16 protein-coding genes and 1 pseudogene are annotated in these 18,478 nt (G+C 60.2%); 9 read left to right on the top strand and 8 right to left on the bottom strand.

Features of this window, described 5'->3' with window-relative positions; translation table 11 throughout:
• Positions 1–173 precede the first annotated feature (173 nt).
• From ACCD00_RS20535 to ACCD00_RS20525, 3 genes are read left to right on the top strand one after another with little or no spacing between them, the layout of a single operon-like run.
• Positions 174–833 carry a paraquat-inducible protein A gene (locus tag ACCD00_RS20535; protein WP_413427279.1) on the top strand — a complete coding sequence of 220 codons (660 nt, stop codon included), beginning with the start codon at positions 174–176 and terminating at the stop codon, positions 831–833.
• Positions 820–1,443: a paraquat-inducible protein A gene (locus ACCD00_RS20530; protein ID WP_085715997.1), complete on the top strand. Its 624-nt coding sequence runs from the start codon at positions 820–822 to the stop codon at positions 1,441–1,443. The genes ACCD00_RS20535 and ACCD00_RS20530 overlap by 14 nt, the downstream gene beginning before the upstream one ends.
• Positions 1,436–3,739, top strand: a complete 2,304-nt coding sequence (locus ACCD00_RS20525; RefSeq protein WP_413427277.1) for an intermembrane transport protein PqiB — start codon at positions 1,436–1,438, stop codon at positions 3,737–3,739. Before ACCD00_RS20530 ends, ACCD00_RS20525 begins: the two co-directional genes overlap by 8 nt.
• A gap of 214 nt (positions 3,740–3,953) precedes the next feature.
• Here ACCD00_RS20525 and mksF read toward each other — a convergent pair whose 3' ends face one another.
• From mksF to mksB, 3 genes are read right to left on the bottom strand one after another with little or no spacing between them, the layout of a single operon-like run.
• Complete coding sequence (gene mksF, locus ACCD00_RS20520) at positions 3,954–6,794, bottom strand: Mks condensin complex protein MksF (protein WP_413427275.1); 2,841 nt, start codon at positions 6,792–6,794, stop codon at positions 3,954–3,956.
• On the bottom strand, positions 6,791–7,492 hold the full coding sequence (gene mksE / locus ACCD00_RS20515) for an Mks condensin complex protein MksE (RefSeq protein ID WP_057398076.1): 702 nt from the start codon (positions 7,490–7,492) through the stop codon (positions 6,791–6,793). The genes mksF and mksE overlap by 4 nt, the downstream gene beginning before the upstream one ends.
• Positions 7,482–8,762 carry an Mks condensin complex protein MksB gene (mksB, locus tag ACCD00_RS20510; RefSeq protein ID WP_008016585.1) on the bottom strand — a complete coding sequence of 427 codons (1,281 nt, stop codon included), beginning with the start codon at positions 8,760–8,762 and terminating at the stop codon, positions 7,482–7,484. The genes mksE and mksB overlap by 11 nt, the downstream gene beginning before the upstream one ends.
• Positions 8,763–8,981: 219 nt before the next feature.
• Here mksB and ACCD00_RS20505 point away from each other — a divergent pair, with 219 nt between their 5' ends.
• Positions 8,982–9,728, top strand: coding sequence for an energy transducer TonB (locus ACCD00_RS20505; RefSeq protein WP_413427282.1), 747 nt, complete (start codon positions 8,982–8,984; stop codon positions 9,726–9,728).
• Positions 9,721–10,173 (top strand): ribosomal protein S18-alanine N-acetyltransferase, encoded by a 453-nt coding sequence (gene rimI, locus ACCD00_RS20500; protein WP_057398073.1) that lies wholly within the window; start codon positions 9,721–9,723, stop codon positions 10,171–10,173. Before ACCD00_RS20505 ends, rimI begins: the two co-directional genes overlap by 8 nt.
• A gap of 139 nt (positions 10,174–10,312) precedes the next feature.
• On the opposite strand, the gene ACCD00_RS20495 is transcribed toward rimI, so the two are convergent.
• A complete protein-coding gene (locus tag ACCD00_RS20495; protein WP_413427273.1) occupies positions 10,313–10,717 on the bottom strand; it encodes a serine kinase/phosphatase in 405 nt (134 codons plus the stop codon).
• A gap of 141 nt (positions 10,718–10,858) precedes the next feature.
• On the opposite strand from ACCD00_RS20495, the gene can reads away from it, so the two are divergent.
• A complete protein-coding gene (can, locus tag ACCD00_RS20490) occupies positions 10,859–11,503 on the top strand; it encodes a carbonate dehydratase (protein ID WP_413427272.1) in 645 nt (214 codons plus the stop codon).
• A 6-nt stretch (positions 11,504–11,509) separates the two neighbouring features.
• On the opposite strand, the gene ACCD00_RS20485 is transcribed toward can, so the two are convergent.
• From ACCD00_RS20485 to ACCD00_RS20475, 3 genes are all read right to left on the bottom strand, one after another.
• Positions 11,510–12,034, bottom strand: a complete 525-nt coding sequence (locus ACCD00_RS20485; RefSeq protein ID WP_413427271.1) for a lysine methyltransferase — start codon at positions 12,032–12,034, stop codon at positions 11,510–11,512.
• Positions 12,035–12,178: 144 nt separating this feature from the next.
• Positions 12,179–13,351 (bottom strand): hypothetical protein, encoded by a 1,173-nt coding sequence (locus ACCD00_RS20480; protein ID WP_413427270.1) that lies wholly within the window; start codon positions 13,349–13,351, stop codon positions 12,179–12,181.
• Positions 13,352–13,445: 94 nt separating this feature from the next.
• A complete protein-coding gene (locus ACCD00_RS20475; protein WP_413427269.1) occupies positions 13,446–14,864 on the bottom strand; it encodes a short-chain fatty acid transporter in 1,419 nt (472 codons plus the stop codon).
• A gap of 201 nt (positions 14,865–15,065) precedes the next feature.
• On the opposite strand from ACCD00_RS20475, the gene ACCD00_RS20470 reads away from it, so the two are divergent.
• The 3 genes and pseudogenes from ACCD00_RS20470 (at position 15,066) to ACCD00_RS20460 (ending at position 17,810) form a co-directional block, all read left to right on the top strand.
• Positions 15,066–16,376 (top strand): MFS transporter, encoded by a 1,311-nt coding sequence (locus ACCD00_RS20470; RefSeq protein WP_413427268.1) that lies wholly within the window; start codon positions 15,066–15,068, stop codon positions 16,374–16,376.
• Between the two features lie 117 nt (positions 16,377–16,493).
• A pseudogene (locus ACCD00_RS20465) lies at positions 16,494–17,222 on the top strand (PAS domain-containing protein); the annotation flags it as partial.
• Positions 17,202–17,810, top strand: coding sequence for a methyl-accepting chemotaxis protein (locus ACCD00_RS20460; protein WP_413427281.1), 609 nt, complete (start codon positions 17,202–17,204; stop codon positions 17,808–17,810). The pseudogene ACCD00_RS20465 and the gene ACCD00_RS20460, both read left to right, overlap by 21 nt.
• 95 nt (positions 17,811–17,905) lie before the next feature.
• Here the strand turns inward: ACCD00_RS20460 and ACCD00_RS20455 are convergent, their stop codons facing one another.
• Positions 17,906–18,253, bottom strand: coding sequence for a DUF6124 family protein (locus ACCD00_RS20455; RefSeq protein ID WP_413427267.1), 348 nt, complete (start codon positions 18,251–18,253; stop codon positions 17,906–17,908).
• Positions 18,254–18,478: the final 225 nt, after the last annotated feature.

Here is an 18,478-nt window from a genome sequence, read left to right as displayed (position 1 = left end):
CATGTGAGAGTAGGTCATCGTCAAGATTAAATTCCGAAACCCCTATCTGCGTACGCAGGTAGGGGTTTTGTTTTTGTGCGTGAAAAAACAGGGCTGGCTGTTGCACATTTTGCACAGTTATTTTCAGTTCATGGCACTAGAATAGGGCCAACTTTTTCAGACTCAGAGCCTTTATGCCGGATCCGGTTGACGCCCAAGGGCTGTCAGAATTACCGCTAGACAATCTGGTTGCCTGTCATGAGTGCGACCTGCTCATGCGTAAGCCAGTACTCGCCCATGGCGAAAAAGCCCTGTGCCCGCGCTGTGGCTACGAGCTTTATGCCAATCGCTACAACGTCGTACAGCGCAGCCTTGCCCTGGTCATTGCCGCCCTGCTGTTGTTTATTCCGGCGAACTTTTTACCCATCATGCAACTCAATCTGCTCGGGCAATCTTCGCAAGACACGGTCTGGAGCGGTGTTGTCGCGCTTTTTGACACAGGCATGCAAAGCGTTTCAGTGATCGTGTTCCTGTGCAGCATGGGGATTCCGCTGCTCAAGCTACTGTGCCAATTGGCCGTATTGTTGAGCATCCGTTTTGATGTCGGACGCAGCTACGGCCTGTTGCTCTATCGCATTTATCACCATATACGCGAATGGGGGATGCTCGAGGTTTACTTCATGGGTGTACTCGTAGCGATCGTCAAGCTGGCAGATATGGCAGCAATCACCGTAGGCCTCGGCCTGGCGTGCTTCATTGGTTTGTTGCTGATTCAAGTCTGGCTGGAAGTCGTGATGTCGCCTCACCAGATCTGGCAAGCATTATCAGGAGAGGATGCCCATGCGGGCGATTGATGCAGGCATTCTGATTTGCAAGGAGTGTCATGAATTGAACAGGCAGGAAGCTGATACCGATGAGCAAGTTTGTACGCGCTGCGGAGCGCTGGTGCATGCTCGCAGCCCGAACAGCCTGGTACGGACCTGGGCATTGCTGATTACCGCCGCCATTCTCTACATACCGGCCAATTTGTTGCCGATTATGACCGTGAACTCCTTGGGCAAAGGTGCGCCCAGCACGATCATGGCCGGTGTGATCGAGTTGATGCACTACGGAATGTTCCCCATTGCGGCCGTGGTGTTTATCGCCAGTATCCTGGTGCCCACCTTCAAGCTGGTAGGCATCGCATTACTGCTGTTTTCCGTGCAGCGTCGTCAGCCCCTTTCGGCTCGCCAGCGTATCTGGATGTACCGCTTCATCGAGTTCATCGGCCGCTGGTCGATGCTCGATATCTTTGTGATCGCCATCCTGGTGGCGGTCGTGAATTTTGGACGGCTTGCCAGCATTGAAGCCAATCTTGGCGCCATCGCTTTCGCCACTGTGGTGATTCTGACGATGCTTGCCGCCGTAACTTTCGATCCCCGACTGATTTGGGATAACACGGAGTCGGACGACGACCATGACTGATTTGCCTGTAGCGAAAACCCGACCGGCCTCCAACTGGTCTGCCATTTGGGTGTTGCCCCTGATCGCCTTGATGATCGGTGGCTGGCTCGGCTGGCGTGCTTACACCGAGAATGGCATCGAGATTCAGGTGCGCTTTGAAAGTGGCGAAGGCATTCAGGCCAACAAGACGGAAGTCGTCTACAAGGGCATGTCGGTCGGCAAGGTCAAAAACCTCAAGCTCGATGACGAGGGCAGTTCCAAAGGTGTGATTGCCAGCATCGAAATGAACAAGGACGTAGAGCCATACCTGCGAACCAGCACGCGCTTCTGGCTGGTCAAGCCGAGCGTGACGCTGGCCGGCATTACGGGTCTTGAGACGCTGGTTTCGGGTAACTACGTTGCAATCAGTCCGGGCGAGGGTGAGCCGGTTCGCAAGTTCAAGGCCCTGGCTCAGGAGCCACCGCTCTCCGATGCCCAACCGGGTCTGCACCTGACCATCAAGGCTGATCGCCTGGGTTCGTTGAACCGCGGCAGCCCGGTGTTCTACAAACAGATCAAGGTGGGGCAGATCAAGAGTTACGTGCTCTCCGAAGATCAGAGCACCGTCGAGCTCAAGGTTTTCATCGAGCCGACCTACGCCAAACTGGTGCGCAAACATACGCGTTTCTGGAACGCCAGCGGCATCAGCATCGATGCCAACCTGTCGGGTGTGAAGGTGCGCAGCGAGTCGTTGGCCAGCATCGTCGCCGGTGGTATTGCGTTCGCTACACCTGAAAACCGCAAGGACAGCCCGCCTACTGATCCAAGCCTGCCGTTCAGGCTCTACGAAGACTTCGATGCAGCGGCGGCCGGTATCCGGGTCAAGGTCAAGCTCAGCGACTTCGAAGGCTTGCAGGCCGGTCGTACGCCGGTGATGTACAAAGGCATTCAGGTCGGCAATCTCAAGGCGCTGAAGGTCGATCCCGATCTGTCCGGGGCCACCGCCGAATTGACGATGGACCCGTTGGCCGAAGATTACCTGGTGGACGGTACGCAATTCTGGGTGGTCAAACCGTCGATTTCCCTGGCGGGGATCACCGGCCTGGAAGCGCTGGTCAAAGGTAACTACATCGCTGTGCGCCCTGGCGACAAGGGGGCGGCGCCACAACGGGAGTTCGTGGCACGGGCCAAGGCGCCTCCGCTGGATCTGCGTGCACCTGGTCTGCACCTGGTGTTGTTCACGGAAAATCTCGGCTCGCTGGAAGTCGGCAGCCCGGTTCTCTACAAGCAGGTCAAGGTCGGTTCGGTACAGAGCTATCAGTTCTCGCGCACCAAGAAGCAGTTGATCATCGGCGTGCACATCGAGAAGGAGTACGAGGATCTGGTCAACGCTTCGACACGTTTCTGGAATGCCAGCGGCATCACGCTCACGGGCGGACTGACCGGTGGGATTCAAGTCAAAAGTGAATCGCTGCAAAGCTTGATGGCCGGCGGTATCGCGTTTGAAACCCCGGAAGCCAAGGCGCCGCTGCAGAAGCGCATTCCACGCTTCCGCTTGTTCGCCAGCCATGACGATGCCACGCAAAAAGGCGAAGTCATCACGATCAGGCTGGATCGTGCTGATGGCTTGCGTACCGGCACTCCGATTCGTTTCAAGGGTCTGGATGTCGGCAAGGTGGAAGGCGTTGATCTCAGCGAGGATCTGCAATCGGTGCTGCTGACCGCGCGGATTACGGAAGTGCCGGAGCGCATTGCCCGGGTCGGTAGTCAGTTCTGGGTGGTCAAGCCTGAGCTGGGTTTGATCAAGACCTCCAACCTCGAAACCCTGGTGACCGGGCAATACATCGAGGTGCAACCGGCGCCGAAGAATCTTGGGCCGCAGAAGAACTTCGTGGCTTTGGCCACTGTGCCGGAAACGGCGAAGCAGGAGGCGGGACTGAGTCTGGTACTGAGCGCCGCTCGTCGTGGATCGCTGAAAGCCGGCGTGCCGGTGACGTATCGCGAAATCACCGTGGGCAAGGTGACGGGTTATGAACTGGGTCAGACCGCTGACCGTGTCCTGATACATATCCTGATCGAGCCGAAGTACGCGCCACTGGTACGCAGCGGCACCCGGTTCTGGAACACCAGCGGATTCGACTTCGATGTCGGCCTGTTCAGAGGTGCAACGGTGCGTACTGAATCCCTGGAGACGATGATTCAGGGCGGTGTCGCCTTTGCCACGCCGGACGGCGAGCGCATGGGCAACCCGGCGCAACCGGAGCAGACGTTCGCGCTGTTCGACAAGTTCGAAGAGGAATGGCTGACCTGGGCACCGAAGATTTCCCTCGGTAAATAGTCTGAGGGTTGTGTGGCGTCAGTGATGACGCCTTCGCGGGCAAGCCCGCTCCCACAGGGTTCTTGGTTGGTCGCAAATATTGTGTACACCCAATTTCCTGTGGGAGCGGGCTTGCCCGCGAAGAGGCCCTGAAATTCACTGAAAGTTTTCAGTTGCCAGAAAAAAGGCCGCAATCCATTGGACCGCGGCCTTTTCATTGCCTTCGATTCAAGCGTCAGACCGCGTCCAGCTCCGGTTCATCTGCTTGTTCGTTGACTGTCGCCTTCACCTGGTCGTGACGTCGGATGTACTTCCAGTCCGCCTCGTCGATGTAGATCCCGTTAGGCCCGCTGCCGCCTTCCAGGTCGATGGCGACACTGGCGCAGACCTGCGGCTTCACGCTAGCCAGGATCGGCACGAAGCCCAGTTGCAGGCTGGTTTCCAGCAATGCGGCCTGGTTCTTCTCATCGATGTCCGCCGCCTCGTCGAGGTAGTACGGCAGGCGCACGCGACCGGCCTGGTCACGGTCCATCAAGTGCAGCAACAAGTACATGTTGGTCAGCGCCTTGATGGTCATGGTGGTGCCGTTGGACGCCGCGCCGTCGATGTCAGTGTGGATCACCGGCTGGCCGTTGACCTTGGTGATTTCGAACGCCAGTTCGAACAAGTCCTTGAGGCCGAGCTGGTTGTGGTTGGCCGCCACCAGCCGTGCCAGGTATTCCTTGGCCTCTTCGTTCTTGTTGTCCTGCTCGGCACTTTGGCTGAGGTCGAAGACCGACAGGGTTTCGCCTTCCTCGTACTGACCGGCGCTGTGGATGATCTGGTCAATGTGCTTGAGCGCTTCCTTGTTCGGTGCGAGCACGATGCGGAAGCTTTGCAGGTTGGAGACCTGACGTTTGTTGATCTCGCGGTTGAACAGTGCCAGCTGGTGTTCGAGGCTGTCGTAGTCGCTGCGGATGTTGCGCAGGGTCCGGGCGATGTCCGTCACGGCGGCACGGCGAGCCTTGCCCAGGGTCAGGGCTTCGTCGGTACGGTGCGCATAGGCGTTGATCAACAGTTGCAGGCGACGCTCCATATCGTCTTCGCTGTCGAACTTGGCCACGCCCTTGAGGCGCACCTGGGCGTACAGCGCTTCGATCTGGCCATCGGCCCGCAGCAGGCCTTGCCAGCTGTCCTGATAGTCATTGAGCAGTGGCAGCAGGTTGTCCATGGAGTCGTCGATCGGGTCCATGAACGGTGTGCCGAACGGCAGGTCCGCCGGCAACAACTGACGGCGGCGCAGGGCGTCGTCGAGGGTGCGTTGCTTGGCTTCCATGTCGCCGATCTGCCGGCCGACCAGTTGCAGCTTGGCCGACAGTTGCTGGACGCGCTCGGTAAAGGCATCGCTGGAACGCTTCAATTCGTCCTGCGCGGCTTCCATCTGCGCCATCTGTTCCAGCTTGTCGCCTTCTTCGGCGCTCAGGGTTTGCGCGCGACGGAAATCTTCCAGGGCTTTCTGCGCATCCAGCACTTGCTGGTACAGCACTTCGGTCTGGGTCTTGCTCGCGGCGCGGTCGGCAGCCACGGCCTGCTGGGTTTTCAGTTGCTTGAGTTCTTTTTCCAGGCGTTCTTTCTGGTCGCGCAGGGCTGCGCGGTCAGCCAGGGCCTGTAACGCCGGTGGTTCGATGTGCGAGATGTCGATGGACAGGCCCGGCACCTCGAAGCGTTCACCTTTGAAACCGTCGAGGATCAACTCCACGGATTTGACCCATTCGCCATCGTCGTCAAGGGTGATGCCGTGTTCACCCAGCGGCAGGCTGAACAGTGCGCTGTTGAACAGGCGCATCAGGCGTTCGACGTCTTGCTGCGAGAACTCTTCGCGCAGACGGGCGTAGCTGTTGTTATCGGCGTGATCGAGTTGCTGCTTGACCGACTTCAGGCGTTTTTCCAGGTCGCGCAGGCGCTCGTCCAGGTCTTCGGCGCTGAACTGGCGCGATTGTGCCAGTGCACCGGCCAGTTCGTCGTGGGCGTCCTTCGCGGCCAGCAGTTGCTGTTCCAGCACCTTGACGTCATCGACCAGGGCAAAGCGATGCTTGAGCACCGACAATTCGCCGAGCCAGCGCTGGATGCCGGTGATTTCCCGCTCCAGGCGCATCAGTTCCTGAGTACCACCGCGCTGGTCGTTTTGCAGGGCATCCTGCTCGTTGCGGTAGTGTTCGGCCTGAATGGTCAGCTCTTCTTTGCGCGCACTCGCGTAGTCCGACCAGGTGCCGAGCAAGGAGTCGAGCAATGGCGAGATCCGGTGCAGTTTGCCGCGCAGGATATCGCGTTGCTTCACGCCGTTGGCCAGGGCTTCGACCAAGGGGCCGGCGGCGACCAGCGAGTTGTAGTCCTGCTCCATGCGTCGCACATCGCGGAACGCTTCTTCGCACGCGGCAATGTAATCGACGCTGCCGGAACGCAGGCTGTGCTCGAAGGCATCGAGGAACAGCTGCTTGAGCTTGGCCGCGGTGATTTCGCGCATGTGCAGCAGGTTGATGAACAGCGCGCGGAAGGTCTTCAGGCTTTGCTCGCTGGTGGAGCGCAGCGGGATCAGCGTCAGGTCCAGCGGGATCGAAGTGTGGCCACCGACCAGCAAACGGCGCAGTTCATCCGGCTTGAGTTCGTAGGCCTTCAGGCCTTCGCGTTCAAGGTTGGTGAACAGTTCTTTCTGGCGCAGGCAGGTGTCGTTTTTCTGGTAGTGGGCCAGGTCCAGTTTGCCGGCGTAAGCAAAGAACTGGTGACCGAAACCGCCACCCGGGCCGCGACCGACCACACCGATCACATGGGGGCCGTGGGGCAGGTTCACTTCGACCAGGATGTAGCTGGTGTCCGAGGCGAAGTAGAAGCGCCGGGATTGTTCCAGGCTGTACTTGCCGAAGCTCATGTCCGACATGCGCGCCAGGATCGGGAACTGCAAGGCGTTGATCGAGGCGGATTTACCGAGGTTGTTTGCGCCGTACACCGACAGCGGTTCTTCCAGCGGGAACAGGCCAAGGCTGTAGCCGGCGGTATTCAGAAGGGCAAAGCGGCGGATGCCGTAACGTTCCTTGCTCATGCGTCGAGCTCCTGTTCTTCGGCGATGGCGCGGGCCAAGGCATCTTCTTCGCTTTCATCCTCAAATTCCGCGAGGTCCAGCGGGTCGTCGGTCTGCAGCAGTTTTTCGTCGCTGTCTTCGTCGATCAGCACCGGTACCGGCAACGGCAGGACGCTGTGCAGGCTGGCAGCCAGATCGCGGTCCTGTTGCACCGACAGGCACACATCGAGGAAGCGGTGCATCGGCGGCAGGAAACGGTAGACGCCGTTTTCTTCGCTGGCGAAACCGAGCTGGGTCATGCGGCGCATGATCTTTTCTTCCAGTTCGTCCTGGGTCTGCACTTCGGCCTGGATGAACAGGTCGCGGTATTTTTCCAGCAGCGACGGCAACTCATCACGCCCCAGGCTGCCGCCGTCGAGCACGGCGATCGGGTCGCGGCCCTGATCGGCCAGGTGCTCGACGAGGATGAAGGTGAACAGCGCCAGACGCTGGGCGGTCTTGTTCACCGCCGCCGCCGCGAGGTCCGGCACGAAGTAGTAGAAGCCGCGGGTGTCGCAGACCAGTTCGAAGCCCAGGGCCTTGAACAGCGTGCGGTACTGGTCCTGGAAGTTCGACAACTGTGCGTACAGCTCCGGATCGCGGCGGCTGACGTGGTAACCCTTGAACAGCTCGCGAAAAATCGGCGCCAGTTGGGACAGTTCGGAAAGATCAAGATGCATTTGGGATGCTCGCAGAATTCTCGGCGGCGTCATCGCTGACCGAGAGCAGGGCGAAGGAGCGCAGGCTGACCTGATGCTCGTGGGTATGGTATTCGCGACGTTCCAGACGCTCGCGCGTGAAGCGTTTTTCCCGCGACAGGCGCGAGAACCAGTACAGCAATTCGTCGGTGGCGCCGTCCGGTTCCTGCTCCAGCAGCCAGGTCATCAGGTCTGGCATCGGCAAGGCGTCTTCGCAGCGTTCGAGCATTTCCCGAACCGTGCGCGGCGCTCGTGGTGCATCGCCGCCCTTGTGGGTCTTGTGCGCCTTGGGGAAGCGCGCCGGTTTCGGTTCGAAACGCGCCAGGGCATAAACGTAGGCTTCGACCTGACTGGCACTGCCAAGGAAGGTGCTCTGCGGGCGGGTGAACATCGGCATTGCCGCTTGTGGCACCGCGTCGAGGCCCTTGCGACGGATCATCGACAAGGCCAGCGCCGCGCCGCGGGTCACGGCGTTGTGCCGGCGGGCTTCTTCACGCAGCGGCAACAGCAATTCGCGGGCATGACGCAGGGTCAACTGGGCGCTGGTCTGCATTTCGAGGATGCGCGCGTGGGTGCGCAGCAGCATGTCGTCGTCGACCAGGTGGCCGAGGCGTTGCTGTTCGCTGAGCATCTTCAGCAGGACGGTTTCGACCTTGCGCACGCCTTGTTCGAAGGCGCCGTCGGCGTTCACAAGATCAATCATCGGCTCGACGTATTCGTCCCAGGTCGCCAGCACTTCAGCGTAACGCTGGCGCAACGGAATCTGCCGGTCGCTGGTTTTCGCCCGTTCGGCGACAGCCACCAGTGCCTGTTCGTCGTTATCGAGTTTTTTCAGCACGTCACGCACGCGCATGTCGAGCAGGCGTAACTGGCGGGCGAGGTCATTGCCGTCGCGGATATCGAACGCGTCCTGGATATAGCCGGCCAGACGCTCCAGGTGGCGCAGGTAGGCTTCGATCTCCAGGCACAGGCCCAGACGGTGTTCACGGCGCAGATAGGCGAGGAAGTCGTGAATCTGCGCATTGAGCTCGAAACGGTTCGGGCTTTTGGCCACGGGAACCAGGATGTCGAGGCGAATCCACACATCCAGCAGGCTGGTGATGTCCTGCGGCGTACTGTCGAGTTGCTGGGCGGCCAGTTGCGTGCGCAGTTCGTTCAGGCTCAGTGTGCCTTGGTCGAAGTGCTCGCACAGTGGCTCCAGAAGTGCCCAGTGTTCAGCGAGGGCGCGCAAGACGCGCTTGGGTTCGATCATCGGAATGGCCGGCTGGTTGGCGATTAAAAGCCGCGATTGTACTGCATCGGGGGCAATGCGATTCACTCTCGGGACGGACTGTCGCCTTCTTTTCGGTAAGGTGCATCGATCAACTGCGGGCGATCTTCAGCGAACGGCGGTAGAATCAGCGCACTTTAGTTATCCACAAGTGGCCGACCTTTGCTTATCGAGTCCCGTCGTCGCGCTTATCTGGCCGCCATGCAGGTGGTCAACTGGCTGCCGCGCACCGAATTGCCCTTTGCTGCGCCGTCGCGGCCCGAACTGCTGGAGACGCCCGAGCCAGTTGCGCTCGCGCCTGTCGTGCCGGCTGTCGTGGCTGAAACGCCCGTAGCGCCGGTGGTCAGGCCGGCCGAGCGGGCGAAGATCGAAGTACCGCGGCCATCGCTGGCAAGCACGCGCACCGGTGCCAAACCGGTGGAAGAGGCCGAAGAAGCGCCCGTGGTGGTCAAGGCGCCGATCGTGCCGCCCCCGCGTTTCGCCCTGCAATTGCTGCGGGCCGGGCGCTGCCTGCTGCTGGTGGAGTTACCCACAGGCGAATCCTTCCAGACCCGCGATCCTGCCTACCTGCTGCTCAAGGACATGCTGCGCGCCGCCGGTCTGCCGGACAGCCCGCAGATCGTCGGTGAGCCGGTACGCTGGCCGCTGCTGGTGCGTGGCACGATGGATCAGGGACCGGAAGCCGCGCGGGACTTCGTACAGGGTTTCCTTTCCGTGCGGATGGAAGAAACGCCATGCGCCTGCTTGTGGCTGATCGGCCTGCCCGCGGTGCGGTTTGCCGGTGAGGCGGATGCCGGGGCATTCAATCGCGAGTTGCAGATCGAAGGACTGGGCGCGGCCTGGGCGGTGCCGGGCCTGGAATTATTAATGGAAGAGCCACAGCGCAAGGCCGCCGTGTGGCAAGCCATGCGTCGGCTGATGGCGCGCTGGAAAGAATCGAATGAGTGACGCTGTATCGTTTCGCCCGATGACCGAGGCAGACCTGGAAGCTGTACTGAAAATCGAATACGCGGCTTACAGTCACCCGTGGACTCGCGGGATTTTCCTCGATGGCCTGGGCAAGTATCAGATCTGGCTGATGTTCGAAGGCCAGCAACAGGTAGGCCACGGTGTAGTGCAGATCATCCTCGACGAGGCGCACCTGCTGAACATTACGGTCAAGCCGGAAAACCAGGGCCGGGGCCTGGGGCTGACCTTGCTTGAGCACTTGATGTCGATTGCCTGCAAGGCCGACGCCCGGGAGTGTTTCCTGGAAGTGCGCGACAGCAATACCGCGGCGTTCAAGCTGTACGAACGCTATGGCTTCAACGAAATCGGCCGGCGTCGGGATTACTACCCGGCGGTGGGTGGGCGCGAAGATGCGGTGGTCATGGCCTGTACTTTGGTCGATTGAGACCAAAAAGCTTCGCGAGCAAGTCGAATCGTCGCACCGCCGCTCCCACAAGGTATTGTGTCGTGTACAAATGTTGTGAACGACAAATATCCTGTGGGAGCGGGCTTGCTCGCGAAAGCGATCTGTCAGACGCCAACAATCAACGCTTCCTGTCGATCGGATCCCGCCGCGCCAGTTCAGCCTCATCCAGGCCATACCCGCCACCGATATCGTCCTTGTCGACGATGCTCAGGTCCCAATCCGCTCGGCTATCACTGCCCGCCTCATGGGCATCCCGGGCGCCGTCTTCACGGATCAGGGTTTCCGGGCTCAAGTCATCGTCGGTAGGTTGATGGTCGTCGGTCGAGGCGCCGGTCAGGCCCGCTTCACGTACGCGCCGGCGTGGCATCAGTTGCTCGCGCTCCTGGTCCGGCAGTTCGTCACCGATTCTGGCGCCGGGTTCTTCGGCATCGAAATCCAGCTCACGCACCGAACCCATGCGGTCTTCGTTATCATCGATGGGCTCCGGTTGCACCGCATCGTACGGACGTCGTGAATCAGTCATGGCAATTCCTCATACTGTGGGCCTTACTAGGGTGGACTCACCGGACACACGAGAATTCCAACGAAAACACTTACGGTTCTTGCGTGACCCCGACGGGCGGTCGTCTGTCAAAGCAGCGCATCTTTCTTGAGGCCTTACAGCATGCACGACTTACAAGACCTGATTGATAACAACGAGCGTTGGGCTGACGCGATCACCAAGGAAGACCCGGATTTCTTCGCCAAACTGGCCCGCCAGCAAACGCCTGAGTATCTGTGGATCGGTTGTTCAGATGCCCGGGTGCCGGCCAACGAGATCGTCGGCATGCTACCGGGCGATCTGTTCGTACACCGTAATGTGGCCAACGTGGTGCTGCACACCGACCTTAACTGCCTGTCGGTGATTCAGTACGCAGTCGACGTACTCAAGGTCAAGCACATCCTCGTCACCGGCCACTATGGCTGCGGCGGCGTGCGCGCCTCGATGCAGGATCGCCAGTTCGGCCTGATCGACGGCTGGCTGCGTTCGATTCGCGATCTCTACTACGAGAAGCGCGAAGAACTCGCCAAACTGGCCACTGAAGAGGAACAGGTCGACCGCCTCTGCGAACTCAACGTGATTCAGCAAGTGGCCAACGTCGCCCATACCAGCATTGTGCAAAATGCCTGGCACCGCGGGCAGAGCCTGTCGATCCACGGTTGCATCTACGGCATCAAGGACGGTCGCTGGAAAAGCCTGAACACCACCATCAGCGGCTTCGAGCAATTGCCGCCGCAGTACCGCCTGCGACCGATCGATTCGCAATAAGGCCCGTCAATCGTGGCTTCGCCGACGCCAGTGTTGCAGAAACGCCTGGCCGTCGGCGTTTGGCGATTCGTCGTAGCCGGTAATCCAGCCGCGGCAATCGTATGAGCCGCACTGGCAGGCGAACTGGCGTTGCAGTTTGTCTTCGGTGGCGGCGAAGTCCATGGTCAGCCAGTCACCTTGGCTGATGTCCTTCAGCGCCCATAACCACAACTCGCTCATGTCGAGAAAGACATTGGGGTCGCAGGAGTGTCGCAGCAGTCCGCAGAAGCGCGGGTCGTAGACATGCACGCCTGGCGCGAGCTGGCGGGTATGGCGGCAGCGATAGGGCAGCAAATGCCCCGACGCCCGGCAGATACGAGTGATTCGCGGGAATTCGCGCCGTGCTGCAATGGCTGTGGCTTGGCCGTTGGCGTTTTCAATGATTTCGAAGTCGGCCAGGGACGGAAATCCCAGACGAACGGGCAGCTCCGAAAAGGGGTAAACACCTTGCGCAGAATGTGGGTGTTTTCCGTGAAAGGCGTGAGTTCTCATAACGATCCTTGTCGGCTGGGTGCTGCGACTTCCATCGACTGACGATCCTGTCAGTGCTGCAGCACGTGGGTACGGCCCAAGCCTCTCGCAGATATCGCGAGCGGTCTACTGTCATAACTGACAGGTCGACCGCCCGCAATCGGTTTATAACGGTGGAACGGGCAGGGCAGTGGCTGGCGCTGGCGCCTTGAGCTGTTTGAGCTGCAATTGAATCGCTGCCGTCGAGCATTTGGCCGCTGCCTGGCCTGGCGTCAGGTTGCGAATCGAGGTGTAGAACAGCTCGCAGGTTTTTTCTTTCTCGGCCACTTGCCAGGTTTGAGTGCAGGTTTTCAGCTCGACATCAGCATTGCTGTCCGGTTGGCGGCCCATGACGGCCTGCCAGCACGCGGCACTCAAATCCTGGCCCATGACTTTCAGGCCCGCCGCATCAGCCTTGGCCTTGGCATCGTTGCCGGAATAGTTCGCCGGGTCGGCGGCGTACCAGATGTAGCTCGGGTGGTTGGAACCCAGCACCCGCACGTTCACCCCGTCACTCGGGCTGATTGTCGCCAGGCCCAGCACGTTCACGGTCGCCCCGTATTGTTGTTTGATCCAGCTACGCACCGGTGCGCCGAAGGCGACCATCGGCAATGTTTCACCGCTGGGGTGCAGGCTGACATTCTTGACCATGGTGGTCTGGTAGTCGTTGAAGTAGCTGTAGACGCCCTCCAGGTCCTTGCCAGCATTGGATGGGGCGGCGATAGGGGCGATGTCGACAATGGTCTGAAAGCCTGGCGTCTGCTCGGCCGGGATGCCATTGGCGGTGAGCAGCGTGGCCCAACGATCCGTAGTGGCGGACTTCAGGTAATCCTGGGCCTGAGTCAACGAATAGTCGGGCGGGAAGTGCAGCAACTCAACACTTTTGCGGTTCTCCAGGGCCATGCCCAGCGGCAGGAACAGGTACCAGCTATACGCCCACTTGCCGTCGGCATTCAGTTTGCTGGCTCCGTTATAGGCCAGGTCACCGGCATCAAGCAGTGCCGCCAAAGGTTTTTCATAGCTGTTGGGCACGCCGATGATTTCTGCGTGGAGCTGACCATTGTCGGTTTTGACCAGAACCTTCGCGTCGCCGTAGCCATCGCGCTGCACGCTCTGGGTCAGGTAGTGCTCGACGGTTTGCTCAAGCGTCCAGTTGCGAAAGCAGATCACGTTGCAGTTGTTGGGGTAGGCGAAGAGGCGGGTCACGCGTTCGGTAGTGCCCAGCTTCAAATTGGCATCGGCGTGGGCGGTGGTGCTCAGGGTGAGGGCTGCGAGGGTGAGTGCCGCGAGTTTGAACATGCTCAGATCCTTTTCAGCGTATAAGACCAGCAGATACTGAAACAGACAGGGCAGAACAAAAAGGGCCGATTTCAATATCGGCCCTTTTTCATGGTTACGGCATTACCGGCGGCAAATACGCCAGCGTCGTCCCCAGTGCCCACAACAACACTAGCACCAGTGGCGTGTGCACCAGTAACTGCACGAAGGAAAAGCCTATCAGGTCCCGCGCCTTCAACCCCAGCACGCCCAGCAGCGGCAGCATGTAGAACGGGTTGATCAGGTTCGGCAAGGCTTCGGCGGCGTTGTAGATCTGCACGGCCCAACCCAGGTGATAGTTCAGGTCGTTGGCCACCTGCATCACGTACGGCGCTTCGATGATCCACTTGCCGCCACCGGACGGAATGAAGAAACCGAGGATCGCCGAGTACATGCCCATCAGCAGGGCATAGGTGTCGTGGGAGGCGATGCTGACGAAAAAGGTCGAGATGTGGTGCGCCAGGGTCTGCGCATCGGCGCCCTTGACCGTGGTCATCAGTGCGGCGATCGAGCCGTACAGCGGGAACTGGATCAACACACCGGTGGTGGTCGGCACCGCACGGGCCACGGCGTCAAGAAAGCTGCGTGGGCGCCAGTGCAGCAGGGCGCCGAGCATGATGAACAGGAAATTGTAGGTGTTCAGCCCGGAAATCGCACTGATCGCCGGTTTGGTCGAGAACTCGTGGAACAGCCAGCCACCGGCCAGCAGCACCAGCAGGATCATCAGCAGCGGGCTGTATTCCAGCCATTCGCCGGGACGGGTGCGCGGTTGCAGCGGCGGCAGGTTGAAACTCGGATCGACGCCGCAGGCCTTGGCATCGCGCGCCGAGTTCGGACCAGGGGCGGTGGCGTAGGCAATGATCAGCGAGATGACGATCAAGGCCAGCAGCATCACGCCGGACTGCCAGAGAAAGATCGTCTGGGTGAATGGAATCACCCCGGTGATCGACAGAATCGATGGCGGCAGGCTCGCCGGGTTGGCCTGCAATTGTGCCGCGGACGACGACAGGCCCAATGCCCACACGGCACCGAGACCCAGATAGGCGGCGGCACCGGCGGCGCGATAGTCCATTTTCAGATCGGTACGGCGGGCGAGGGCGCGCACCAGCAGGCCGCCGAAGACAAGCGACAGACCCCAGTTCAGCAGCGATGCGACCATGGAAATCAGGGCGACCCAGGCCACGGCAGAGCGGCCGTTTTTCGGGATTTTCGCCAGGCGATCGATCAGCTTCACCGCTGGCGGCGAACTGGCGACCACATAACCGCCGATCACCACGAAGGCCATCTGCATGGTGAAGGGGATCAGGCTCCAGAAGCCATCACCAAAGGCCATCGCGGCGTCTGTGGGTTTGGCTCCCATCGCCATGGTGGCCAGGGCCACGATAATCACCGCCAGGGCAGCAAACACCCAGGAGTCGGGAAACCAGCGTTCGGCAAAACTTGAGCAGCGCAGGGCAAAGCGGGCGGAGCGGCTATCTTCGATCTTGGCGGCCACGGAGGGTACCTCGGATTTTTATGTTTGTTGTGGTCTTCGGGGCAGTAGCCGCCCGTCTGGACAGGCGCCAACATTAATTCAAGCCGAGGATTTTTGTGGGGCTGATTTGTGACTATGGGACTTTGGTCTAACGGGTTGTCCGCCGGTGCGTTTGCGTAGACCATGAGCGCCTTGGTTTTTGCCTGTGCCAGAGTTCTTTTCATGACTAACACCGATTCGCGCCCGGCGCCGTTCAGCCGCTCGGACTACAAGACCCTGGGGCTCGCCGCCCTCGGCGGGGCACTGGAAATCTACGATTTCATCATCTTCGTATTTTTCGCCCTGACCCTAAGCCAGTTGTTCTTCCCACCGGAAATGCCCGAATGGCTGCGCCTGCTGCAAAGCTTCGGGATCTTCGTCACCGGTTATCTGGCGCGGCCGTTGGGTGGCATTCTGATGGCGCACTTCGCCGACCGTCTGGGGCGCAAGAAAGTCTTCAGCCTGAGCATCCTGATGATGGCGTTGCCCTGCCTGCTGATCGGGATCATGCCGACCTACGCACAAATCGGCTATTTCGCACCGTTGCTGCTGTTGGCCCTGCGCATCCTCCAGGGCGCGGCGGTGGGCGGTGAGGTGCCCAGTGCCTGGGTATTCGTCGCCGAGCACGCGCCCATCGCCCATCGCGGTTATGCCTTGGGCTTCCTGCAAGCGGGGCTGACCTTCGGTTACCTGATCGGTGCATTGACCGCGACCTTCCTGGCGCAGGCATTCAGCCCGGCGGAAATCCTCGATTACGCCTGGCGTTACCCGTTCCTGCTCGGTGGCGTGTTCGGAGTGATTGGCGTGTGGCTGCGTCGCTGGCTCAGCGAAACCCCGGTGTTCACGGCCATGCAGGCGCAACGCGAGGCGGCCGGTGAGCTGCCGTTGCGCACCGTCTTGCGCGAGCATCGCCTGGCCATTTTGCCGGCGATGATTCTCACCTGTGTGCTGACCTCGGCCGTGGTGGTGTTCGTGGTCATCACCCCGACCATGATGCAGAAAACCTTTGGCATGACCGCCAGCCATACCTTCGCCTTGAGCGCGCTGGGCATCGTGTTCCTGAACATCGGCTGCGTGCTCGCCGGGCTGCTGGTTGACCGCATCGGCGCCTGGCGCACGGTGATGCTCTATAGCCTGTTGCTACCGCTGGGCATCGGCGTGCTGTATGCCTGCCTGATCATGGGCGGCGGCTGGATCGGCCTGGCCTACGCCGTGGCAGGGCTGGCCTGCGGGGTGGTCGGCGCGGTGCCATCGGTGATGGTCAGCCTGTTCCCGGCGCGAATTCGTGTCTCGGGCATCTCGTTCACCTACAACATTGCCTACGCCGCGTGGGCGAGCATCACACCGCTGTTGTTGATCGGTCTGATGCCGTGGAGTCCATGGATCTGTGTGATGTTCAGTGCGGTGATGGGCGCAGTGGGCGTGGGCAGTGCGGCGTACTTCGGTGCGCGGATGCCGAGAATCGCAGGCTGTTCTGCCGCTGGCGCGCATTGATCGGGCATGTCTAACTATTTTTTGTAGGACAAACCTGAAGCACGCTTAAGAAAATGTTTCCAAGGCCGATGGTTAGGCTGCATATCGCTTTCTACCCCTGTCCATCGGTGCTTTTCCATGTTCAATAAACGCTTGAAGCAGGAGCTGTCGGCTCTTCGTGAAGAACTCTCCAGCCTCCAGCAAGTGAAGGAAAGTCTTGAAAGCGAGATGCTGGTGCTGACCCTCGACAGCGACGGGCGGGTTCAGTCGGTCAACCAGAACTTCCTTGGCGAGATGTACTACAAGAGTGCTGACCTGATCGGCCGACACATCGACGACTTCGTCCCGGATCACGTCAAATCCGATGAATTCCAGTTGCGATTCAAGAGCGCGCTGACCCGTGGCGAGCACTTTGCTGGCGCAGTGCGCCTGCTACGCGGTACGGGCCAGGAGGCGTGGTTGCGCTCGATCCTGCAACCGGTGCGCTCGGCAGATGGGCGGATCAAGCAATTTTCGATCTTCTCCAGCGACCTGACCCGCACCATCGAGGCCTCTCGTGAACACGAGAACCTGATCGGCGCACTGGTTCGCTCCACGGCGGTGATCGAATTCGACCTCAACGGCAACGTGCTGACCGCCAACGACCGCTTCCTCAGTGGCATGGGTTACAGCCTGGCGCAGATCAAGGGCAAACATCACCGCACCTTTTGCCTGCCGGAAGAGTACAACAGCGCCGAGTACCAGAACTTCTGGCGTCGCCTGAACACGGGCGAATACGTCGCCGACCGTTTCAAACGTATCGACAGCCATGGTCGTACGGTCTGGCTGGAGGCGTCCTACAACCCGGTGGTCGATGCCAACAACAAACTCTACAAAGTGGTGAAGTTCGCCACGGTGATTACCGATCAGGTCAATCAGGAGCAAGCCGTCGCCGAGGCGGCCAACATCGCCTACAGCACGTCGAAGCAAACCGACCAAAGCGCCCAGCGCGGTAACGCCGTGGTGACCCAGGCCGTGGACGTGATGCGTGACCTGGCCAGGCATATGCAAACCGCTGGCGATGGCATCGAAGCCTTGAACGAGCAGTCGCTGGTGATCGGTACCATCGTCAAGACCATCAGCGGCATCGCCGAGCAGACCAACCTGCTGGCGCTCAACGCGGCCATCGAAGCGGCGCGTGCGGGCGAGCAGGGTCGAGGGTTCGCCGTGGTGGCGGATGAAGTCCGGCAACTGGCTTCGCGGACCAGCCAGGCCACCGACGAAATTGTCCTCGTGGTGCGGCAGAACCAGGACATGGCGCGCAACGCCGTGGCACTGATGACCGACGGCAAGCTTCAGGCAGAACAGGGCCTGGCGCTGGCGGCGGAAGCAGGTACGGTGATTGTCGAGATCCAGGACGGCGCGCAGAAAGTGGTCGATGCGGTGGGGCAGTTTGCCAATCAGTTGTCCAACTAGTGTCTGATCGCTAAGAGATCGCAGCGTACGGCAACTCCTACAGGATGTACGCCAGTCCAATGTAGGAGCTGCCGCAGGCTGCGATCTTTTGATTTCTATTCGGGCGGATCAATCCGATACAGCGCCCGGTTCACCGCCAGTTCCCCCAGCAGGATGACTTGGGCAATCCCCAACAGCGTATTGCGACTCGTCCCCTCCGTACGATCCGCCAGATCCATGGTCATGACGTTGGCTGAGGCCAGCGACTCGCAGGCATGGGCCAGCAGGGTTTCGGTATCCAACTCTGGGTTGACGAAAAACATCGTGCAGAGTTTGCGTGGGGTGGCGCGGATGTCGGCGGTTGAAGGGATGCGCCTGGAGGGATCGCAGGAGTTGTTTGATTCAGGATTTGCGGACGGCGATGCCGGATCAGATCCCGGCGGATTAGGACTAGGTTTGAACATAGATGCTTCCCTTCTGTAGTAGGGCGGCAACCATCTCGCGACTAAACGAAAGGGTGGCAGCTGTGCGCAAGTTAGTCGACCGGCAAGGAAAGCAAAAACCGGCGCGCCCGAAGACGCCAAGCGCACAGCTACCATCAAGCGCAGGTGGATACCTGACTGATGATGCTTGTGCGACCGCTTTACCTTAGCCGGGCGACTAAACCCGATCACTGACCATCAGTGACC

Source organism: Pseudomonas sp. Pseusp3 (genome assembly GCF_047304225.1).
Lineage (GTDB): Bacteria > Pseudomonadota > Gammaproteobacteria > Pseudomonadales > Pseudomonadaceae > Aquipseudomonas > Aquipseudomonas fluorescens_CD.
The sequence above is the reverse complement of the archived record's forward strand: the minus strand, read 5'-3'. Positions and strand labels throughout refer to the sequence as shown.

Coding starts and splice junctions, on each gene's coding strand:
- ACCD00_RS20535 (WP_413427279.1), top strand. CDS start 174: ATGCCGGATCCGGTTGACGCCCAAGGGCTGTCAGAATTACCGCTAGAC.
- ACCD00_RS20530 (WP_085715997.1), top strand. CDS start 820: ATGCGGGCGATTGATGCAGGCATTCTGATTTGCAAGGAGTGTCATGAA.
- ACCD00_RS20525 (WP_413427277.1), top strand. CDS start 1,436: ATGACTGATTTGCCTGTAGCGAAAACCCGACCGGCCTCCAACTGGTCT.
- mksF (WP_413427275.1), bottom strand. CDS start 6,794: ATGAGCAAGGAACGTTACGGCATCCGCCGCTTTGCCCTTCTGAATACC.
- mksE (WP_057398076.1), bottom strand. CDS start 7,492: ATGCATCTTGATCTTTCCGAACTGTCCCAACTGGCGCCGATTTTTCGC.
- mksB (WP_008016585.1), bottom strand. CDS start 8,762: ATGATCGAACCCAAGCGCGTCTTGCGCGCCCTCGCTGAACACTGGGCA.
- ACCD00_RS20505 (WP_413427282.1), top strand. CDS start 8,982: ATGCAGGTGGTCAACTGGCTGCCGCGCACCGAATTGCCCTTTGCTGCG.
- rimI (WP_057398073.1), top strand. CDS start 9,721: ATGAGTGACGCTGTATCGTTTCGCCCGATGACCGAGGCAGACCTGGAA.
- ACCD00_RS20495 (WP_413427273.1), bottom strand. CDS start 10,717: ATGACTGATTCACGACGTCCGTACGATGCGGTGCAACCGGAGCCCATC.
- can (WP_413427272.1), top strand. CDS start 10,859: ATGCACGACTTACAAGACCTGATTGATAACAACGAGCGTTGGGCTGAC.
- ACCD00_RS20485 (WP_413427271.1), bottom strand. CDS start 12,034: ATGAGAACTCACGCCTTTCACGGAAAACACCCACATTCTGCGCAAGGT.
- ACCD00_RS20480 (WP_413427270.1), bottom strand. CDS start 13,351: ATGTTCAAACTCGCGGCACTCACCCTCGCAGCCCTCACCCTGAGCACC.
- ACCD00_RS20470 (WP_413427268.1), top strand. CDS start 15,066: ATGACTAACACCGATTCGCGCCCGGCGCCGTTCAGCCGCTCGGACTAC.
- ACCD00_RS20455 (WP_413427267.1), bottom strand. CDS start 18,253: ATGTTCAAACCTAGTCCTAATCCGCCGGGATCTGATCCGGCATCGCCG.